This is a genomic window from Streptantibioticus silvisoli, from assembly GCF_027947535.2.
In the GTDB taxonomy this organism is placed as follows: Bacteria; Actinomycetota; Actinomycetes; order Streptomycetales; family Streptomycetaceae; genus Streptantibioticus_C; species Streptantibioticus_C silvisoli.
The window spans coordinates 1-15,828 of sequence record NZ_JAAGKO020000100.1 but is presented as its reverse complement, the minus strand read 5'-3'; the positions used below and the strand labels follow the sequence as shown (position 1 = coordinate 15,828).

General features: G+C 73.2%; 14 protein-coding genes. 8 read left to right on the top strand and 6 right to left on the bottom strand.

Annotation, left to right across the window (positions count from 1 at the left end; genetic code table 11):
• The first annotated feature begins 168 nt into the window (after positions 1 to 168).
• Positions 169 to 507, top strand: coding sequence for an RskA family anti-sigma factor (locus POF43_RS33555; protein ID WP_271324719.1), 339 nt, complete (start codon positions 169 to 171; stop codon positions 505 to 507).
• 84 nt (positions 508 to 591) lie between these two features.
• Here the strand turns inward: POF43_RS33555 and POF43_RS33550 are convergent, their stop codons facing one another.
• Together POF43_RS33550 and POF43_RS33545 are read right to left on the bottom strand one after the other, a co-directional pair.
• On the bottom strand, positions 592 to 1,314 hold the full coding sequence (locus POF43_RS33550; RefSeq protein ID WP_443732117.1) for a sigma-70 family RNA polymerase sigma factor: 723 nt from the start codon (positions 1,312 to 1,314) through the stop codon (positions 592 to 594).
• A gap of 1,384 nt (positions 1,315 to 2,698) precedes the next feature.
• Positions 2,699 to 2,938, bottom strand: a complete 240-nt coding sequence (locus POF43_RS33545) for a chaplin (protein WP_271316475.1) — start codon at positions 2,936 to 2,938, stop codon at positions 2,699 to 2,701.
• A gap of 699 nt (positions 2,939 to 3,637) precedes the next feature.
• Here POF43_RS33545 and POF43_RS33540 point away from each other — a divergent pair.
• From POF43_RS33540 to POF43_RS33530, 3 genes are all read left to right on the top strand, one after another.
• The gene (locus POF43_RS33540) at positions 3,638 to 3,949 is read left to right on the top strand and encodes a hypothetical protein (RefSeq protein ID WP_271316474.1); all 312 of its coding nucleotides are present in this window, start codon (positions 3,638 to 3,640) and stop codon (positions 3,947 to 3,949) included.
• A 998-nt stretch (positions 3,950 to 4,947) separates the two neighbouring features.
• Positions 4,948 to 5,199, top strand: a complete 252-nt coding sequence (locus POF43_RS33535) for a hypothetical protein (RefSeq protein ID WP_271318851.1) — start codon at positions 4,948 to 4,950, stop codon at positions 5,197 to 5,199.
• 67 nt (positions 5,200 to 5,266) lie between these two features.
• The gene (locus POF43_RS33530; RefSeq protein ID WP_271324413.1) at positions 5,267 to 6,664 is read left to right on the top strand and encodes a DUF4331 domain-containing protein; all 1,398 of its coding nucleotides are present in this window, start codon (positions 5,267 to 5,269) and stop codon (positions 6,662 to 6,664) included.
• A 680-nt stretch (positions 6,665 to 7,344) separates the two neighbouring features.
• Here the strand turns inward: POF43_RS33530 and POF43_RS33525 are convergent.
• Entirely contained in the window at positions 7,345 to 7,554 is a 210-nt protein-coding gene (locus POF43_RS33525) for a hypothetical protein (RefSeq protein ID WP_271324412.1), read from the bottom strand.
• Positions 7,555 to 8,087: 533 nt separating this feature from the next.
• Between POF43_RS33525 and POF43_RS33520 the strand changes: the two genes are divergently transcribed.
• Together POF43_RS33520 and POF43_RS33515 are read left to right on the top strand one after the other, a co-directional pair.
• Positions 8,088 to 8,864 (top strand): SGNH/GDSL hydrolase family protein, encoded by a 777-nt coding sequence (locus POF43_RS33520; RefSeq protein ID WP_303659879.1) that lies wholly within the window; start codon positions 8,088 to 8,090, stop codon positions 8,862 to 8,864.
• A 156-nt stretch (positions 8,865 to 9,020) separates the two neighbouring features.
• Positions 9,021 to 9,635, top strand: coding sequence for a cysteine hydrolase family protein (locus tag POF43_RS33515; RefSeq protein WP_271324411.1), 615 nt, complete (start codon positions 9,021 to 9,023; stop codon positions 9,633 to 9,635).
• A 124-nt stretch (positions 9,636 to 9,759) separates the two neighbouring features.
• On the opposite strand, the gene katG is transcribed toward POF43_RS33515, so the two are convergent.
• Together katG and POF43_RS33505 are read right to left on the bottom strand one after the other, a co-directional pair.
• Positions 9,760 to 11,991 (bottom strand): catalase/peroxidase HPI, encoded by a 2,232-nt coding sequence (gene katG, locus POF43_RS33510; RefSeq protein WP_271324410.1) that lies wholly within the window; start codon positions 11,989 to 11,991, stop codon positions 9,760 to 9,762.
• Positions 11,984 to 12,448, bottom strand: coding sequence for a hypothetical protein (locus tag POF43_RS33505; protein WP_271324409.1), 465 nt, complete (start codon positions 12,446 to 12,448; stop codon positions 11,984 to 11,986). Before POF43_RS33505 ends, katG begins: the two co-directional genes overlap by 8 nt.
• A gap of 176 nt (positions 12,449 to 12,624) precedes the next feature.
• On the opposite strand from POF43_RS33505, the gene POF43_RS33500 reads away from it, so the two are divergent.
• The gene (locus POF43_RS33500; protein ID WP_271315662.1) at positions 12,625 to 13,035 is read left to right on the top strand and encodes a Fur family transcriptional regulator; all 411 of its coding nucleotides are present in this window, start codon (positions 12,625 to 12,627) and stop codon (positions 13,033 to 13,035) included.
• 234 nt (positions 13,036 to 13,269) lie between these two features.
• Complete coding sequence (locus tag POF43_RS33495) at positions 13,270 to 13,764, top strand: signal peptidase II (protein WP_271325696.1); 495 nt, start codon at positions 13,270 to 13,272, stop codon at positions 13,762 to 13,764.
• 252 nt (positions 13,765 to 14,016) lie between these two features.
• Here POF43_RS33495 and POF43_RS33490 read toward each other — a convergent pair whose 3' ends face one another.
• Positions 14,017 to 15,771 carry a protein kinase domain-containing protein gene (locus tag POF43_RS33490; RefSeq protein WP_282704940.1) on the bottom strand — a complete coding sequence of 585 codons (1,755 nt, stop codon included), beginning with the start codon at positions 15,769 to 15,771 and terminating at the stop codon, positions 14,017 to 14,019.
• Positions 15,772 to 15,828: the final 57 nt, after the last annotated feature.

Sequence of the window (15,828 nt, the reverse complement as noted above, 5' to 3'; positions counted from 1 at the left end):
GGGGCGCCGCCGAGCACGCCAGGGGTGCCCGAGCGGCCGCCACCGGGTGGGCCCCCGGCCGCCGTCGCCGGAGATCGCGCCTCGCAGGCCCCCGCCCGCCGACCGCGCCTTCACCGGTCCGCGGCGCGCCCACCCCCCAGCGATGGGCCCAGGAAGGGAGTGGTCCGCGTGGTCCGGGCCCAGGCAGCGCACCACGCCACCGGCGCGTACGCCCTGGACGCGGTGCCCGACGACGAACTCCCGTCCGTGAAAGCCCACTTGACGCAGTGCCCGGACTGCGCCCGCGAAGTGGCCGAATTCCGCGAGACCGCCGCCCGGCTCGCCGTGGCCGCCGCCGAACCACTCCGTGCACCCTTGCGCCGCCAGATCCTGGACAGCCTGCCCGACCTGGACCGGCGACACCGCGGCCACTCGGCGTGGCGCCGCCTGCTGGCCACCGGCCGCTTCCGCTTGTCGGCGGCCGGACGCTCGCGTTCCGCCGGCCCCGAAGGCGAAGGACCGGGCTAGGGTCTGCCTGCCTGGTTGCTCGCTTCCGTGGAGCTTGTCGTACCGGCGATGTGTCGTACCGGCGAACGTAGGAGGTCGCACCGCTCAGGAGTGCGTCACCTGGGGGTGGGGGACCTCGGCGGTGAGGCTCTCGCGCAGTTGGAGGAGGCCGTCGCGCAGGCGGGCGCCGGCGGTGCCGAGTGCGATCCCGAGCCGTTCCGCCGCCTGTCGGCAGGTGTGGCCGCGGTAGTAGACCAGGACGACGAGGTCGCGCTGGGAGCTGCTGAGGGAGCCGAGGCACCGGCCCAGCTCGTCGGGTTCCGTCCGCCCGTCGGCGGCGTGGCCGGCCGGGACGGGGAATCCGGCGGTGCCCTTCAGGACGGCGTCGTGCCGGACGAGCCGGTCGTCGTCCCCGGCGGTACGGTCACGCCCGGCGGCCGTTGCGGCGGCCGTTGCGGTGCACCGGAGGCGTTCGACGGCGTGCCGGTGCGCGAGGGCCATGATCCAGGCCCGCGCCCCGCCCTCGGCGGGGTCGAAGCGGGCGGCGTGGCGCCAGACGTCGAGCAGGACCTGCTGGGCGACCTCCTCGGACCGCGCCGGATCGCCCAGGACACGGCGCACCAGACCGAGCACCGGCCCGGCGACCGCGTCGTAGACACCGGCGAAGGCGTCGGCGTCACCGGCGGCGGTGCCGCGCAGCAGAGACTCCAGCGCGGGGGGATTCTCGGGGCCGGCGGTGGGGCTCCCGCCCCCGGAGAAGATCCGCACGGCGATCCCGCCGCCGGACTTCCGTCGCCGGGCCTGCGGGTGACGCTGCTGCTGCCGCAATATCGCTCATTCCTCACATCGAGTGCCGCCGAAGCGCAATACGCGGCACAGGGGTCGGCCCAGCGAGGGGCTGCCGGGGCCCGGCCGGACCACGGCCGCCGGAACTCGCACGCGAGCCGTTCACGGCCGCCGTGGCTCCGGCGGTCGCCTGCCCTGGAAACGGACGCACAACCCTGACGGCTTCGCCGCGCCCCCGCGCCCCGCTCATACCGGCCACGCGGACGTCCTTGGCCCCCGCGCCTGCCACGTCAACGCCGCTCACCCCGAAGCGGTCACGGCCGCCGCGCCGGCTCGTTGTTCCGGGGCGCCCCGGACGGGTGGATCGGGTCCGCAGACGGGTGGATCGGGTCCGCGGTGGAAGCGCGGGGACCCGCCGCCGCGGTGACCCGAGCCGCGGCCCCGCACCGCAGAGGTAGCGGGCCGGTGGACGCGTACTCGCCGGTGCGGTGGGACGGAAGGCTTGACAGTTGATCAGCCGACAGCGCTGATGGAACTGCAAACGGCCTTGAGGGGGTTCGGTGGATCTCGGTTCTGTGATCATCGCGGTGGCGGGTGTGGCCGGCACGCTGGGGGGATCGCTGCTGACCCAACGCGCGGGCGGGCCGGAGTCGGGGGAGCCAGCTCAACGTGGGTCGGCCCGCGCATGACCACGTGCGCGTCGGTGAGCTGGAGGCAGCGGTCCGCACGCGCCGTCGGGCACGCCTGGAAGTCCGATCGGGGCTGGGGCAGCCACCTGGGCGGTCGCCGCGGACGGCATCGTGCAACTGTGGCTGACCCTCACACCCTTGGCGTGATCATTGGCGTCTTGACTAGGCGCATGATCACACCAGTGCCGTCTCTGCTTCTCCGGTGATTCTCGCCTCCGGCGATCGCCGTACCCCGGCCGCCCGACTCCCGTACGCCGCAAGGATGTTGGGGGACGTGGAAGGCGTCCGAGGCTGCCGTGACGATCCGGCGGAAGTCCACGGTCGCGGGCCGTTGCTGGCGGGGGACGATCTCGCCGGTCGGGCGGCCGGACCGGGGGCGCCGGAGCAGACCCCGCAGGAAGGGGCCCGGCCTCGTCCGGGTGGACCTCGACGCAGGGGTGGCGTCGCCCCCGGATCGCCGCGTGCCCCGGCCGCCCGCCCACGCGTGATTCCGCTTCAACGTCCCTTCACCGTCCACTGCCGCCGAACGCCCGCCGCCCCACCGCGATCCGCCGAAAGCGTTCCGCGCCGGAACCGGCGGGCGGGACCGGGCCGGCGTCGTTGGCGGCCCGGTCCCTTCGGCGGCGCGGTCACTTCGGGGGAGCCGGCGCCTTCAGCGGTCCGGTTCCTCCGGCGGGTTCCGTGCGCGCTTCAACGCCGCGGCGGAGTCCGCCGGTTCGGGCCGCTGTCCGCGGAGGTCAGCCGTTGAGGCAGGTGTTGCCGAAGGTCGGGTTGAGCAGGCCGATGACGTTGATGCTGTTGCCGCAGACGTTGATGGGGACGTTGACCGGGATCTGGATGACGTTGCCCGACAGGACGCCGGGGGAGCCGATCGCCGTTCCGACGGCGCCGCTGTCGGCGGAGGCGATGGTGGCGCCGCCGAGGATCGTGACTCCGGCGAGAGCCGCAACGGTGGCGAGACGGGTGATGCGTGCCATGTCGATGACCTTTCCTTGCGCGATGGGACGGCTCGATGCGATCCGCCCCTGTGATGGACCTTCGCGACGCAACGTCCGATCGACGGGTGGGGTTGCGTCAGTTCACCCGATCGGCCTACAAACGGGACGTATGCGCCAGGATCGTCGCGTGACGTGAAGCCTCGTCCTCGCCGCGAACCGGGGCGCCGCGCTCCGCCGCCGGCCGCTCACGGCCCGCGGGTCGTCGGGTCCACCGGCCCCGGCTCCGCCACGTTCCCCGCCGCGCGGACGCCCCCGGCCCGGGTGGCCCGCGCACCCGCGGTCCGGCGTTCCCCCGTGCCCGGGTGGCCCGGCGCCCCGCCGTCCGGCGTTCCCCCGCAGCCTGGCGCTCCGGCGGCCGCCGCGACCTCCGTGGCCTCCCGGGGCCCTCGCGACCTCCGCCTCCGCGGTCCTCGCCTCCGTGGAGCGGCCCCCCGGCCCCGATCCCCGTCGACTCGCGACCCCCGGATGGCCGCGCTAACGTTCTGTCTCGTGGTCATTTCGGGCCATAACGGTCAACGGGTCGAGCGTCGGTCGCGGGTTCGCGGGGCGTCGGTCGCAGGTTCGCGGAGTGTTGGCGCGGGCTTGGCCGACATCGTTGTCCCGGTTGTTTCCCGCCGTATCCGTGCCGCGTCGTCTCGACGCCGGGTCGCCGTGTTCACATTCTGGAGGTCACGACTCATGGCAGTGCGTGCGAAACGATTTCTGGCCATCGCCACCGCCGGCATGTTCCTCGCCGGCGGCGCGGCGCTGACCACCGCCACGGACGCGTCGGCCGCTCCGGCCCACGCACCCAGCAGCATCAGCCAGAGTGGGCACCACAGGGTCTGGCATCCCGGTCACTGGACCAGGCAGTGGCACGCGGGGTCCTGGCGCAACCAGTGGCACAACGGCTACTGGGACAACCACCACCGCTGGCACCGCGGCTCGATGTCCCGGCGGTGGACCCCCGGCCACTGGTCCAAGCAGTGGCACAGGGGCTACTGGTCGTAGAACCGGCCCAGCGCCCGTGACGTCAGGCCCCGCTCGCCGAGCGGGGCCTGACGCCTGCCCGGGCGGTGTGCGCCCTGCCTGAGCGGCCCCGGCCTCCGTGCGGCCGGCGCGGCCCCCGGCCGAGCGGTGCGGTCCCGTCCCACGCCCCGCATGCCGCCGCGCCAGGCACGCCCGCAGCCGTTCGCCCGCACGCACGCAGGCCCCCGCCCGCCACGGCACCCCAGGCCCCCGCCCGCCATCGCACCCCTCCACCCCCCACCGCACCCCAGACCCCCGCCCGCCACCGCACCCCTCCGCCCGAGCCTGCCCGCAACCCTCCAGCGCGCCTCCGCCCGCCACAGCACCCCAAGGCCCCCGCCCGCCACCGCATCTCTCCGCCCGCCACCGCACCCCCCACGAATTCCCGCATGCCGAAATGGACCCGCCGCGCCGTCGATTTTCCGTGCGGCGGGTCATTGGTCGTACGGTCTTGCGCGACCGTGATTACCGATGACGGCTGGGCCGGTCGGTAATTCGCTGTAACGGCTTCTTCGCCTCCCGGTGATTCGCTGCCGTCCTGCGTTCGCGGCGAAATGCGCGATGGATTGGTCCGGCGGGGAATCTCCTTCTCATGGCCTAACCAAACCGGCCTTGAACTGCGCCAACACCGCTCAGGGGAAGAAAATCCGGCGGCGACACGACCGTCGCGCCCTCTTGACTGCGGGGCACGGGGAGACTTCACTCCGGTGAGGTCCTGATTTCCTCTGCCATGGTCGAGGGCCGGGCATCAGTGTCCGATGGGCGGTGAATCCGTTGCCGTACCGGATTCCGTCGATGCATTCGGCGATCGGTTCCTCAGATGTTCCGACGGATCGCCGTCCCGTTTTCCTCGGCGTTTTCCGAACACATCTCCGAGAGGAGCGGTCGTGCCTCTCCGATCAGTCGCAGGAGTGACGATGTCCGCAGTAACCCCTGAGTCAGCGGCGGTTCCCCGGTCCGGTCTCGACCGTCGCGGGCTGATGAAGAACGCGGCGCAGCTGGGCGCGGCCGGGCTGGCGGCCGGCGTCGTGCTGAACGCCACCGCGGCGCAGGCCGCCGTGCCGGCCGGAGCCGTGGCGTCCGGTGCCGGTGAAGTGGCCGCCGCTCACGAGCCGTTCGTGGTCCACGTCCAGGACGCGGCCGCCGGAGCACTCGACTTCTACCACGGTGAGCGCCACTACCAGGTCACCGACCGGGAGTTGGCCGCCGCCATCCTCCGGCACGCCCGGTGACCGCCGCCGCCCCGCCCCCGGCGGCCACCACCCCGCCGTTCAACTCCCCGAGCAGTGAGGCCCGCTGATGTCCTCCCACCGCGAAGCACCGGAGATCTCCAAGGACCCGGTCGCCGACAGCACGGACGTCTACGCGTTCGTCAGCCCGGACGCGCCCGACACCGTCACGCTGATCGCCAACTACATCCCGCTGCAGAACCCGGCGGGCGGACCGAACTTCTACGAGTTCGGCGACGACGTGCTCTACGAGATCCACATCGACAACGACGGTGACGGACGTGCCGACGTCAGCTACCAGTTCCGCTTCACCACCCGGATGCGCACCCCGGGCTGTTTCCTGTACAACACCGGGCCGATCCGCACCCTGGACTCGCGCAACTGGAACCGGTACCAGACCTACCGCCTCACCCGGGTCGACTACGACGGCCGCCGCACCGAGCTGGGCCGGGACCTGACCAGCCCGCCGTGCAACATCGGCCCGCTGTCCACCCCCGACTACCCGGCGCTGGCCCGGCAGGCGGTGCACCCGGTCGGCCGCGGCCGCAAGGTCTTCGCCGGCCAGCGCGCCGAGGGCTTCTACGTCGACCTCGGCGCCATCTTCGACCTGGGCGACCTGCGGCCGTTCCAGAACCTGCACAACCAGTACGGCATGAGCGTGTTCACCCAGCCGGCCCCCGGCGTGAACACCACCAAGGAACTCAACGTCCACACCCTCGCGCTCCAGGTCCCGATCAGCGAGCTGACCCGCGACGGCCGCCGCAGCCGGGACGCCATGGACCCGCGCGCCACCATCGGCGTGTGGACCACGGCCAGCCGCCGCCAGGCCAGGATCATCCAGGACGGCCGCGGCGAGGACTCCGAGCACGGCCCGTTCGTGCAGGTCTCCCGGCTGGGCAACCCGCTGTTCAACGAGGTCCTGGTGCCCCTGGGCGAGAAGGACCACTGGAACGCGCTGCCGCCGAGCGACGACAAGCGCTTCGCCACCTACGTGGCCCACCCGGAGCTGGCGGCGCTGCTGCCGGGCCTGTACCCGGGCGTCTTCCCGCACCTCGACGCCTACAACAGGAGCGGCAAGTCCCGGGCCGACCTGCTGGCGATCCTGCTGACCGGCATTCCCAAGGGCGTCGTGCCCGGGTTCCAGAACAACACCGGCACCACCCAGGCCGACATGCTCCGGCTCAACACCGCCATCCCGCCGACCGCCAGCCCCAACATCCTGGGCCTGATCGGTGGCGACCCGGCCGGGTTCCCCAACGGCCGCCGCGTCTTCGACGACGTGGTCACCGTGGAACTGCGGGCCATCGCCGGCGCCACCCTGCCGCTGGTCGACCCGACCTTCACCCCCGACGCCGCGGCCAACGCCGTCACCGACGGGCTCACCCCCGCGGACGTCACCAACCCCTACCTCACCACCTTCCCCTACCTCGGCGTGCCGTACGACGGTTACCACTACCCGCCGAACTGACCGCCCCCGAACGCCGGCGGCGCCGCACCCCGGGCGCGGCGCCGCCGGCGATCCCACGCGAACGGAGTCCGCCATCCACCACCACACCCACGCCCCCTCGCCGGCGGGCAGCGTCGTCCTGGACATCGGCGAGCACACCGGCGCCGTCGTCATCCACACCGGCCCCGAACACGACGGCAGGGAGATCGAGGTCAGCCCGGTCTCCGACCCCGGCCACCGCACGCACGCCGCGGTCCGCCCCCGCCACCTGCCCGACGGCGTCATCCACTGCCTCGTCATCTCCCCGCTGACCGCCGACGAGTACACCGTCTGGCGCGACACCGACACCCCGCACGGCACGGTCACCGTCACCGGCGGCGCGGTGAGCGAGTACCGGTGGTCCTGAGGACGGCCGCGGAACAGGCGCCGCCGGCCTCGACAGCGTGACCCACCCCCGGGGACCGGCCCGTCGGCGAGAGCGGTACGCGCCGCGCCGCCCGGTGCCGTGGCGCAGGCGCGGCGTGACCGAACCCCGAGGAACGGTGCCGCGGTCCAGGCGCCACCGCCCCCGTCGGCGTGCTCGAACCCGAGGACCGGTGCCGCGGAACAGGCGCCGCCGCCCCCGTCGGCGTGACCGCCCCCGGGGACCGGTCCACCGGCGAGAGCGGTACGCACCGCGCCGCCCGGTGCCGTGGTCCGGGTCAGGCGGCGGCGGGGGCGCGGATGCCGCGGCCGAGCAGGACGGCCGCGGCGGCGATCATGAGGAAGCCGAGCGTGTAAGGGGTGGCGTGGCCCGCGCCCATGTAGAGCCAGCCCGCCAGCAGGGGGGCCGTCAGCTGGATCGCGGAGCCGATCGAGGAGACCCCGCCCGCCAGCCAGCCCTGTTCGCCGGCGCCGACGGCGTTGGACATCAGCCGGCGACGCCGCCCGCACCATCGACGAGGTCTTCGCCTTCGTCGAAGCGGGCTGGGCAGCCGCCCGACCCGCCCGGGCCGCGGAGCCCGACGGCCGGTAGAGGCGAACGGGCGGCGCGGCAGGAGCCGTTGGGGCGGTGCGTGCCGACCCCGCCGACCGCCAACAACGCGACGCGGCCCGCAGTAGTTGATTGGCCGCCTGCCGGCAACACGGCCACGGCCTGCGGGAGTTATCCGGCACCGCACGCCAACCAGTCGTAGCGCCAAACGTCCATGACGGCGTGTCAGCGATACCGCCAGCAGGGTGACCCGAAGCCTGAGCAGTCACCGCACGGCGTGCGCCAACCGCCGCAGCAAACAACGAACGTGACGTCACGTCAGCGACGCAAGCCCCCGCGTCGGCGAACTCCCCCGGCGGGACCGGCACTTCCTCCGTGGATCGGCATGGGCACACCCCCCAATGGGGTATTCATCGCCAAATGGCTTCGGCCACACCGCCGTTGGAGGATTCGTTGAGACCCAGAGGACCCTTGTCCGCCATCGCCACGCTCGCGTTCGCCCTCGTACTCGCCGTCTGCGGCACCGGTTCGGCGCAGGCCGCCAGCACCGGTGGATACGTCGCGCTGGGGGACTCCTACTCGGCCGGCAACGGCGCGGGTGACTACATCAGCTCCAGCGGCGACTGCCACCGCAGCGACAGTGCGTACCCCGCCCTGTGGGCCGCCGCGCACAAGCCGTCCTCGTTCACCTTCGCCGCCTGCTCCGGCGCCATCACCACCGACGTGATCAACAGCCAGCTCGGCGGCCTCAGCGCGTCGACCGCGCTGGTCAGCATCACCATCGGCGGCAACGACGCCGGCTTCTCCGACGTCATGACGGCCTGCCTCACCGACTCCGACAGCAGCTGCGTCAGCCGTATCGCGACGGCCGAGAGCTACATCCGCGACACGCTGCCCAGCCGGCTCGACAGTGTGTACAGCGCGATCCGGGCGAAGGCCCCGTCCGCCCGCGTCGTCGTCCTGGGCTACCCGGACATCTACAAGCTCAACGTCTTCTGCATCGGCCTCAGCGCCACCAAGCACCAGGCCATCGACCAGGCCGCCGACCTGCTCGACACCACCACCGCCACCCGTGCCCACGCCCACGGCTTCACGTTCGGCGACGTACGGACGACCTTCGCCGGCCACGAGCTGTGCTCCGGCGACAACTACCTGCACGACGTGGCCCTGCCGACGTGGGAGTCCTACCACCCCACTGCCACCGGCCACTCCAGCGGCTACCTGCCGGTCCTCACCACGGACGCGTGACCGCGACCGGCGCCCGTGCGTGAGGGGGCGAACCCCCGCACGGGCGCGCGGCGTTCACCCGTCGGGCCCGCCCGATACCCGCCCGTCGCGTCTGACGAACTGTTAGCTTGGCAGCGCCGTGACCCATTGCGCAGACGCGAAAGCCGAGGTGTCGCCATGACCGACATGCTCCAACTCGACCCGGCCAGGACCGCACTCGTGCTGATCGAGTACCAGAACGAGTTCACCAGCGACGGCGGTGTGCTGCACCCGGCGGTCGCCGAGGTGATGAAGCGGACCGGCATGCTGGCCAACACCGTCACGGTGGTGGAGGCGGCGCGGCGGGCCGGCGTACCGGTCATGCACGCGCCCATCATGTTCGCGGAGGGCTACGCCGAACTGAGCCGGCACCCCTACGGCATCCTCAAGGGCGTCGTGGACGGCAACGCGTTCGTGAAGGGCTCGTGGGGCGCGGCCATCGTCGACGAACTGGCCCCGGCCGACGGCGACATCGTCATCGAGGGCAAGCGCGGACTGGACACCTTCGCCAGCACGAACCTGGACTTCATCCTGCGCGGCAAGGGCATCGACACCATCATCCTGGGCGGCTTCCTCACCAACTGCTGCGTGGAGTCGACCATGCGCACCGGCTACGAGCACGGTTTCCGGGTCATCACCCTCACCGACTGCGTCGCCGCGACCTCCCCGGAGGAGCACGACAACGCCATCGCCTACGACTTCCCGATGTTCTCCCTGCCGCTGACGTCGGCGCAGGTCGTGGCGGCGCTGTAACGGATGAACGGGCCCGCCCGTCACGGGGGATGAACGGGCCCCCGCCCGTCGCGCGGGGATGTCCGGGCCGGCCGGTGTGGACCGGCCGGCCCGGACGTCACGCGTCGGACGACATCGGAACGCGTCAGACGAGGTCGAACCGGTCGAGGTCCATGACCTTGGCCCAGGCCGCGACGAAGTCCGTCACGAACTTCTCCTTCGCGTCATCGCTCGCGTAGACCTCCGCCAGCGCGCGCAGCTCGGAGTTGGAGCCGAAGACCAGGTCGGCGCGGCTGCCGGTCCACTTCACCTCGCCGGTGGCGGTGTCGCGGCCCTCGAAGGTGTTCGCGTCGTCGGACGCCGCCTTCCACGCCGTGCCCAGGTCGAGCAGGTTGACGAAGAAGTCGTTGGTCAGCGTCCCGGGGGTCGAGGTGAGGACACCGACCGTCGACTGCTGGGCGTTCGCGCCCAGCACGCGCAGACCGCCGACGAGGACCGTCAGCTCGGGCGCGCTCAGGGTCAGCAGGTTCGCCCGGTCGATCAGGAGGTACTCGGCCGGCAGCCGGTTGCCCTTCCCGAGGTAGTTGCGGAACCCGTCGGCGGTCGGCTCCAGCGCGGCGAACGACTCCGCGTCGGTCTCCTCCTGCGACGCGTCCGCACGGCCCGGCGTGAAGGGGACCTCGACGTCGAACCCGGCGTCCTTGGCGGCCCGTTCGACACCCGCGGCGCCGGCCAGCACGATCAGGTCGGCCAGCGAGACCCGCTTGCCGCCGGTCTGCGCGGAGTTGAAGGCGTCCTGGACGCCTTCCAGGGCGCGTAGCGCGGTCGCCAGCTCGTCGGGGTCGTTGACCTCCCACCCGCTCTGCGGGGCGAGGCGGACGCGGGCGCCGTTGGCACCGCCGCGCTTGTCACTGCCGCGGAAGGAGGAGGCCGAGGCCCAGGCGGTGGACACCAGCTGGGAGACCGACAGGCCTGAGGCGAGGACCTGCTCCTTCAGGGCGGCGACGTCCGCGGCGTCGACGAGTTCGTGCGTCACGGCGGGCAGCGGGTCCTGCCACAGCAGGGTCTCGGCGGGGACCTCCGGGCCGAGGTAGCGCACGACCGGGCCCATGTCGCGGTGGGTCAGCTTGAACCACGCCCGCGCGAAGGCGTCCGCGAACTCCGCCGGGTTGTCGAGGAAGCGCCGCGAGATCTGCTCGTACGCCGGGTCCGTGCGCAGCGCGAGGTCGGTCGTGAGCATCGTCGGGGCGTGGGTCGCCGACGCGTCGTGGGCGTCGGGAACGGTGCCCGCCCCGCCGCCGTCCTTCGGCTTCCACTGGTGCGCGCCGGCCGGGCTCTTGCTCAGCTCCCACTCGTAGCCGAACAGGATCTCGAAGAAGCTGTTGTCCCAGGTGACCGGGGTGTTCGTCCACGCGCCCTCGAGGCCGCTGGTGATCGTGTCGCCGCCCTTGCCGGTGCCGAAGGAGTTGCGCCAGCCCAGGCCCTGCTCCTCCAGGGAGGCGGCCTCGGGGTCCGGGCCGACGTTGTCCGCCGGGCCCGCGCCGTGGGTCTTGCCGAAGGTGTGGCCGCCCGCGACCAGCGCGACGGTCTCCTCGTCGTTCATCGCCATCCGGCGGAACGTCTCACGGATGTCGCGGGCCGCGGCCAGCGGGTCCGGGTTGCCGTTCGGGCCCTCGGGGTTGACGTAGATGAGGCCCATCTGGACCGCGCCGAGCGGGTTCTCCAGCTCGCGGTCGCCGGTGTAGCGCTGGTCGTCGAGCCAGGTGGTCTCGGGACCCCAGTAGACGTCCTCCTCCGGCTCCCAGACGTCCTCACGGCCGCCGCCGAACCCGAAGGTGGTGAAGCCCATCGACTCCAGCGCCACGTTGCCGGCCAGGACCATCAGGTCGGCCCACGACAGGCTCTGGCCGTACTTCTTCTTCACCGGCCACAGCAGGCGGCGCGCCTTGTCGAGGTTCGCGTTGTCCGGCCAGCTGTTGAGCGGCGCGAAACGCTGCTGGCCGGCCCCGGCACCGCCGCGGCCGTCGCTGATGCGGTAGGTGCCCGCGCTGTGCCACGCCATCCGGATGATGAACGGCCCGTAGTGGCCGTAGTCGGCCGGCCACCAGTCCTGCGAGGTGGTCAGCGTCTCGGCGATGTCCTGCTTCACAGCGGCCAGGTCGAGGCTCTTGAACGCCTCGGCGTAGTCGAAGTCGCCGCCCAGCGGGTTGGCCACGGCGGGGTTCTTGGCCAGGATCTTCAGGTTGAGCCGGTCCGCCCACCACTGGCGGTTGCCGCCGCCCTGAGTCGGATGCGGGGCGCGCTCGTGCGCGACCGGGCAGCCACCTCCGCTCTCCGTCTTCGCGTCTACGACGATTGCGTCATGGTTCTCAGTCATGGGAATCCTTCCGGACCAGGCGGATCACGGTGCTGACGAACTGCGGGTGGTGGAGCGGTGGATCGTGGAGCGGTGAGCGGTGGAACGTCGGGCGGTGGAGCGGTGAGCGGTCGAACGTCGGGCAGTTGAACGGTGAGCGGTCGAACGGTGGGCGCCGGGCGGTGGAACGGCGGGGGAGTCCGGCCGCGGTGGATGTGCGGCGGGCGCCGTGCGTGCGGCGGGTTCCGGACGTGCGTCCGGTGCCGCGCCCGGCGTGCGGGGCGGGCGTACGGCGGGTTCGACGCACGAAGGCGGCTCCGGGCGTGACGCCGGGGGAGACGCGGGCCACGTGGTCGCGCACCCGGGAGGCGACGGCCTCGGCGGCCGGGTGGTCACCGTCCCGGACGGTCACGAGCGGTGCGACGCGGACGGCCGGCGCCCGCAGGCCGGCGCCGCACGTTTCCTCGGCGGTGGTCACGTAACGTCTCTGTCTCCTGCCGTACCGGGGTCTTCCCGTCCCTTGGCTATCGCCGGAACCGATCCTACGATGGACAGAGTCTCAGTCAAGATGGATGCCAAACCCATATCCAGTCGGAACCCGGACTCTTGGTGAACTCCGGGCAATCCCACCGAACCTGAATCGGGTGAGCCGGTATGAGTGACCTGCTGGAGCGACTGCGGGCGCGCGGCTGGCGGATGACCTCGCAGCGGCGCGTCGTCGCGCAGGTCCTCGACGGCGACCACACGCATCTGACGGCGGACGAGGTGCATGCCCGCTCGGCCCGGCTGCTGCCCGAGATCTCCCGGGCGACCGTCTACAACACCCTGGGCGAACTCGTCTCCCTGGGCGAGGTGATCGAGGTCTCCACCGACGGCCGCGCCAAGCGCTACGACCCCAACGCGCACCACCCGCACCAGCACTTGGTGTGCGCCTCCTGCGGCATGATCCGCGACGTCCACCCCACCGGCGACCCGCTGGCCGACCTCCCGGCGCAGGAACGGTTCGGCTTCACGGTGTCCGAGGCGGAGGTCACCTACCGCGGACTGTGCCCCGCCTGCGCGTAAAAGGGTTCGGGGCTTCCGGGGTGGGGTGAGGTCTGCCGGGGTGGGGTTTTCGGGGGCGGGGTTTCCGGGGTGGGGTCTGCGGCGCGGGGGCTCCGGGGTGAGGGCTCCCGGGACGGTGTCTGCGGCGCGGGGGCTGGGGGTGAGGTCCGCGCGGCGGAGAGGGACGTGAACGCCGCACCGTGCGCCGGGGCTGCGGGCGTAGGCTCGGGGCGGACCGGGACGGGGAGGTGGGCGGTGCGGCGGACGTACCTGCTGTGGGGGACGGCGGCGGCCGGGCTCGCGGTGGACCAGGTGACGAAGGCGATCGCCGCCGCCACCGTCGAAGGCCGCCCGCCGGTGGACCTGTTCGGCGGTGCCGTGCAGTTCACCGTGTTCCGCAACTCCGGCGCGGCCGGCTCCTTCGCGCCGCACGCGACGCTGATCTTCACCGCCATCGCGGCGGTCGCCCTCGCGTTCATCGCCCGGGTGGCATCGGCCGTGCGGTCCACCGGCTGGGCCGTCGCCCTGGGCCTGATCTTCGCCGGCGCCGGCGGCAACCTCGCCGACCGCCTCTTCCGTACCCCCGGCCTCGGCCGCGGCGCCGTCCTGGACTTCATACGCGTAGGCCACGGCGGCATCTTCAACCTCGCCGACCAGTGCGTCACCGCCGGCGCGATCCTCATCGTCCTCCAGGCCTTCCGCGGCGTCCCCCTGCGCAGCGCCGCGACCCCGGCGGTCGGTTCGGGGTGAGAGGCGGTCACCTGGCGACCGCCTGACGTCGGACGCCGCCCCCGCCGTCCGACGACCGCCCCGGACGGCGGCCGGGTGGACGGCGGTGGCCCGTGGCACCCGAAGCGGACTCCGCGGAGTGCGGTCACGTCCCGGAGAGGAACGCGCCGGGCGCGGTCCGGGTGCGGATGCGGATGCGATGCGGGTGCGGGTGCGGGTGCGATGGGGGTGCGGATGCGGGTGCGATGCGGGTGGGACGCGGGCGGGAAGGCGTCAGCGGCGCAGGGCCGACCAGGTCAACGGGCCCACCTGGCCGTCGACTTCGAGGTGCTCGCTCTTCTGGAACGCCTCCACCCCCGCCTTGGTGTCCTTGCCGAACTGGCCGTCCATTCCACCGGATCCGACGCTGTAGCCCCGGGCCAGCAGGATGCACTGCACCTCCTTCACCCGTGCACCGGTGTCGCCGTACTGGGTGGTGGCGGTCCCGGAGTAGTAGGTGCACGACGCGCCGGGCGCCGGTTTCGGCTTCGCGGGCGGCTTGGTCGGCGCCGGCCGGGGCTTGGGCTTCGGGGCGGCCGTCGGCGCCGGCTGTGAGCCGCCGTGCGTCGCGGAGCCCGAACCACCGTTGCCGGTACCGGAGTTGCTCCGGTCCGACCCGTGCGGCCCGCCGGACGCGCCGGGCGCCGAAGGGCCGGTCGTCGCGTGCGCCGCCCGGGGCCGGTTCGGGGTCGACGAGGAGGCCGTGACCGGTGACCCCGCCGAACCGGTCGAGGCCGCCGGGCCCGCCGAGGCCGTCATGCTCGGGCCGGCGAGCGGGTGGCCCGGTGCGTTCCCGCCCGAACCGCCGGACACCGCCCACGTCACTCCGCCGCCGACCAGCACGATCGCGGCGACCGTCACCCCGATCGCCGCACGCCGTCGCCCGTTGCCGTCCACCAGCCGCAGCGTCGCCGCCTCCTGCCCCGGCCCGGCCCCGGTCCCGGTCATCGGCGGCGGGCGCCAGCCGGGCGCGGGCACCGGGGGCGCCGGCCGGGCGGGACGGTGGGCGAACGGCGGCGTGGCCGGCGCGAAGGGCCCCCGCGCCGGTTCCGCCTGCGGAACGGTGGGCGGCTCGGCCGCGATCGCCGGTGCCGTCATCGCGCCGGGCGGCGCCTGCCGGGCCGTGTTCGCGAACGACGCCAGCCGCTCGCCCGCCTGCCGTGCGTCCGGCCTGGCCTGCGGATCCTTCGCCAGCAACGCCCGCAGCACCGGCGTCAGCGACCCGGCCCGGTGCGTCGGCGGCAGCGGGTCCTCGGCGATGGCGCGCAGGGTGGCCGGCGCGCCGGCCCGCCCGAACGGGGACGTCCCCTCGACCGCCGCGAACAGCATCGCCCCGAGCGACCACACGTCCGACGCCGGCCCGGGCGTGTGCCCCTGAGCCCGCTCCGGCGACAGGAAGTCCAGCGACCCGACCAGTTGCCCGCTCATCGTCAGCGGCGACGGCGTGTGCTCGTCGACGGTGGCGATGCCGAAGTCGGTCAGCACGACGCGGCCGTCCCCGGCCAGCAGCACGTTGCCCGGCTTGACGTCCCGGTGCAGCACCCCGGCGTCGTGCGCGGCGGCCAGCGCCTCGGCGACCTTCGCACCGATCCGGGCGGCCTCCCGCGGGTCGAGCGCTCCGTGGTCCCGCAACACGTCGTCGAGGGAGGGGCCGTCGACCCATTCCATGACGATCACCGGGAGCCCGTCGTGCTCGACCACGTCGTGCACCGCGATCACCCCGGTGTGCCGCACGCGCGCCGCAGCCCGCGCCTCGCGCCGCATCCGGCCGCACAGATCGGCCAGTTCGGCGGCGGAGGCGTCGGTGAACGCCCGCAGTTCCTTGACCGCCACCTCCCGGCCCAGCACCTCGTCGACCGCCCGGTAGACGGTCCCCATCCCGCCCCGGCCCAGCAACCCGACCACCCGGTACCGCCCGGCCAGCACCCTGCCCGCGCCGCCCCCCGCTCCCGACAAGCTCTCCGCCCCTATCACGTCAACGCCTGTCACGTATACACATCTGACGCTGCCGACGACTACGATTGTGTAGATCTCGGTGGGCGCCGG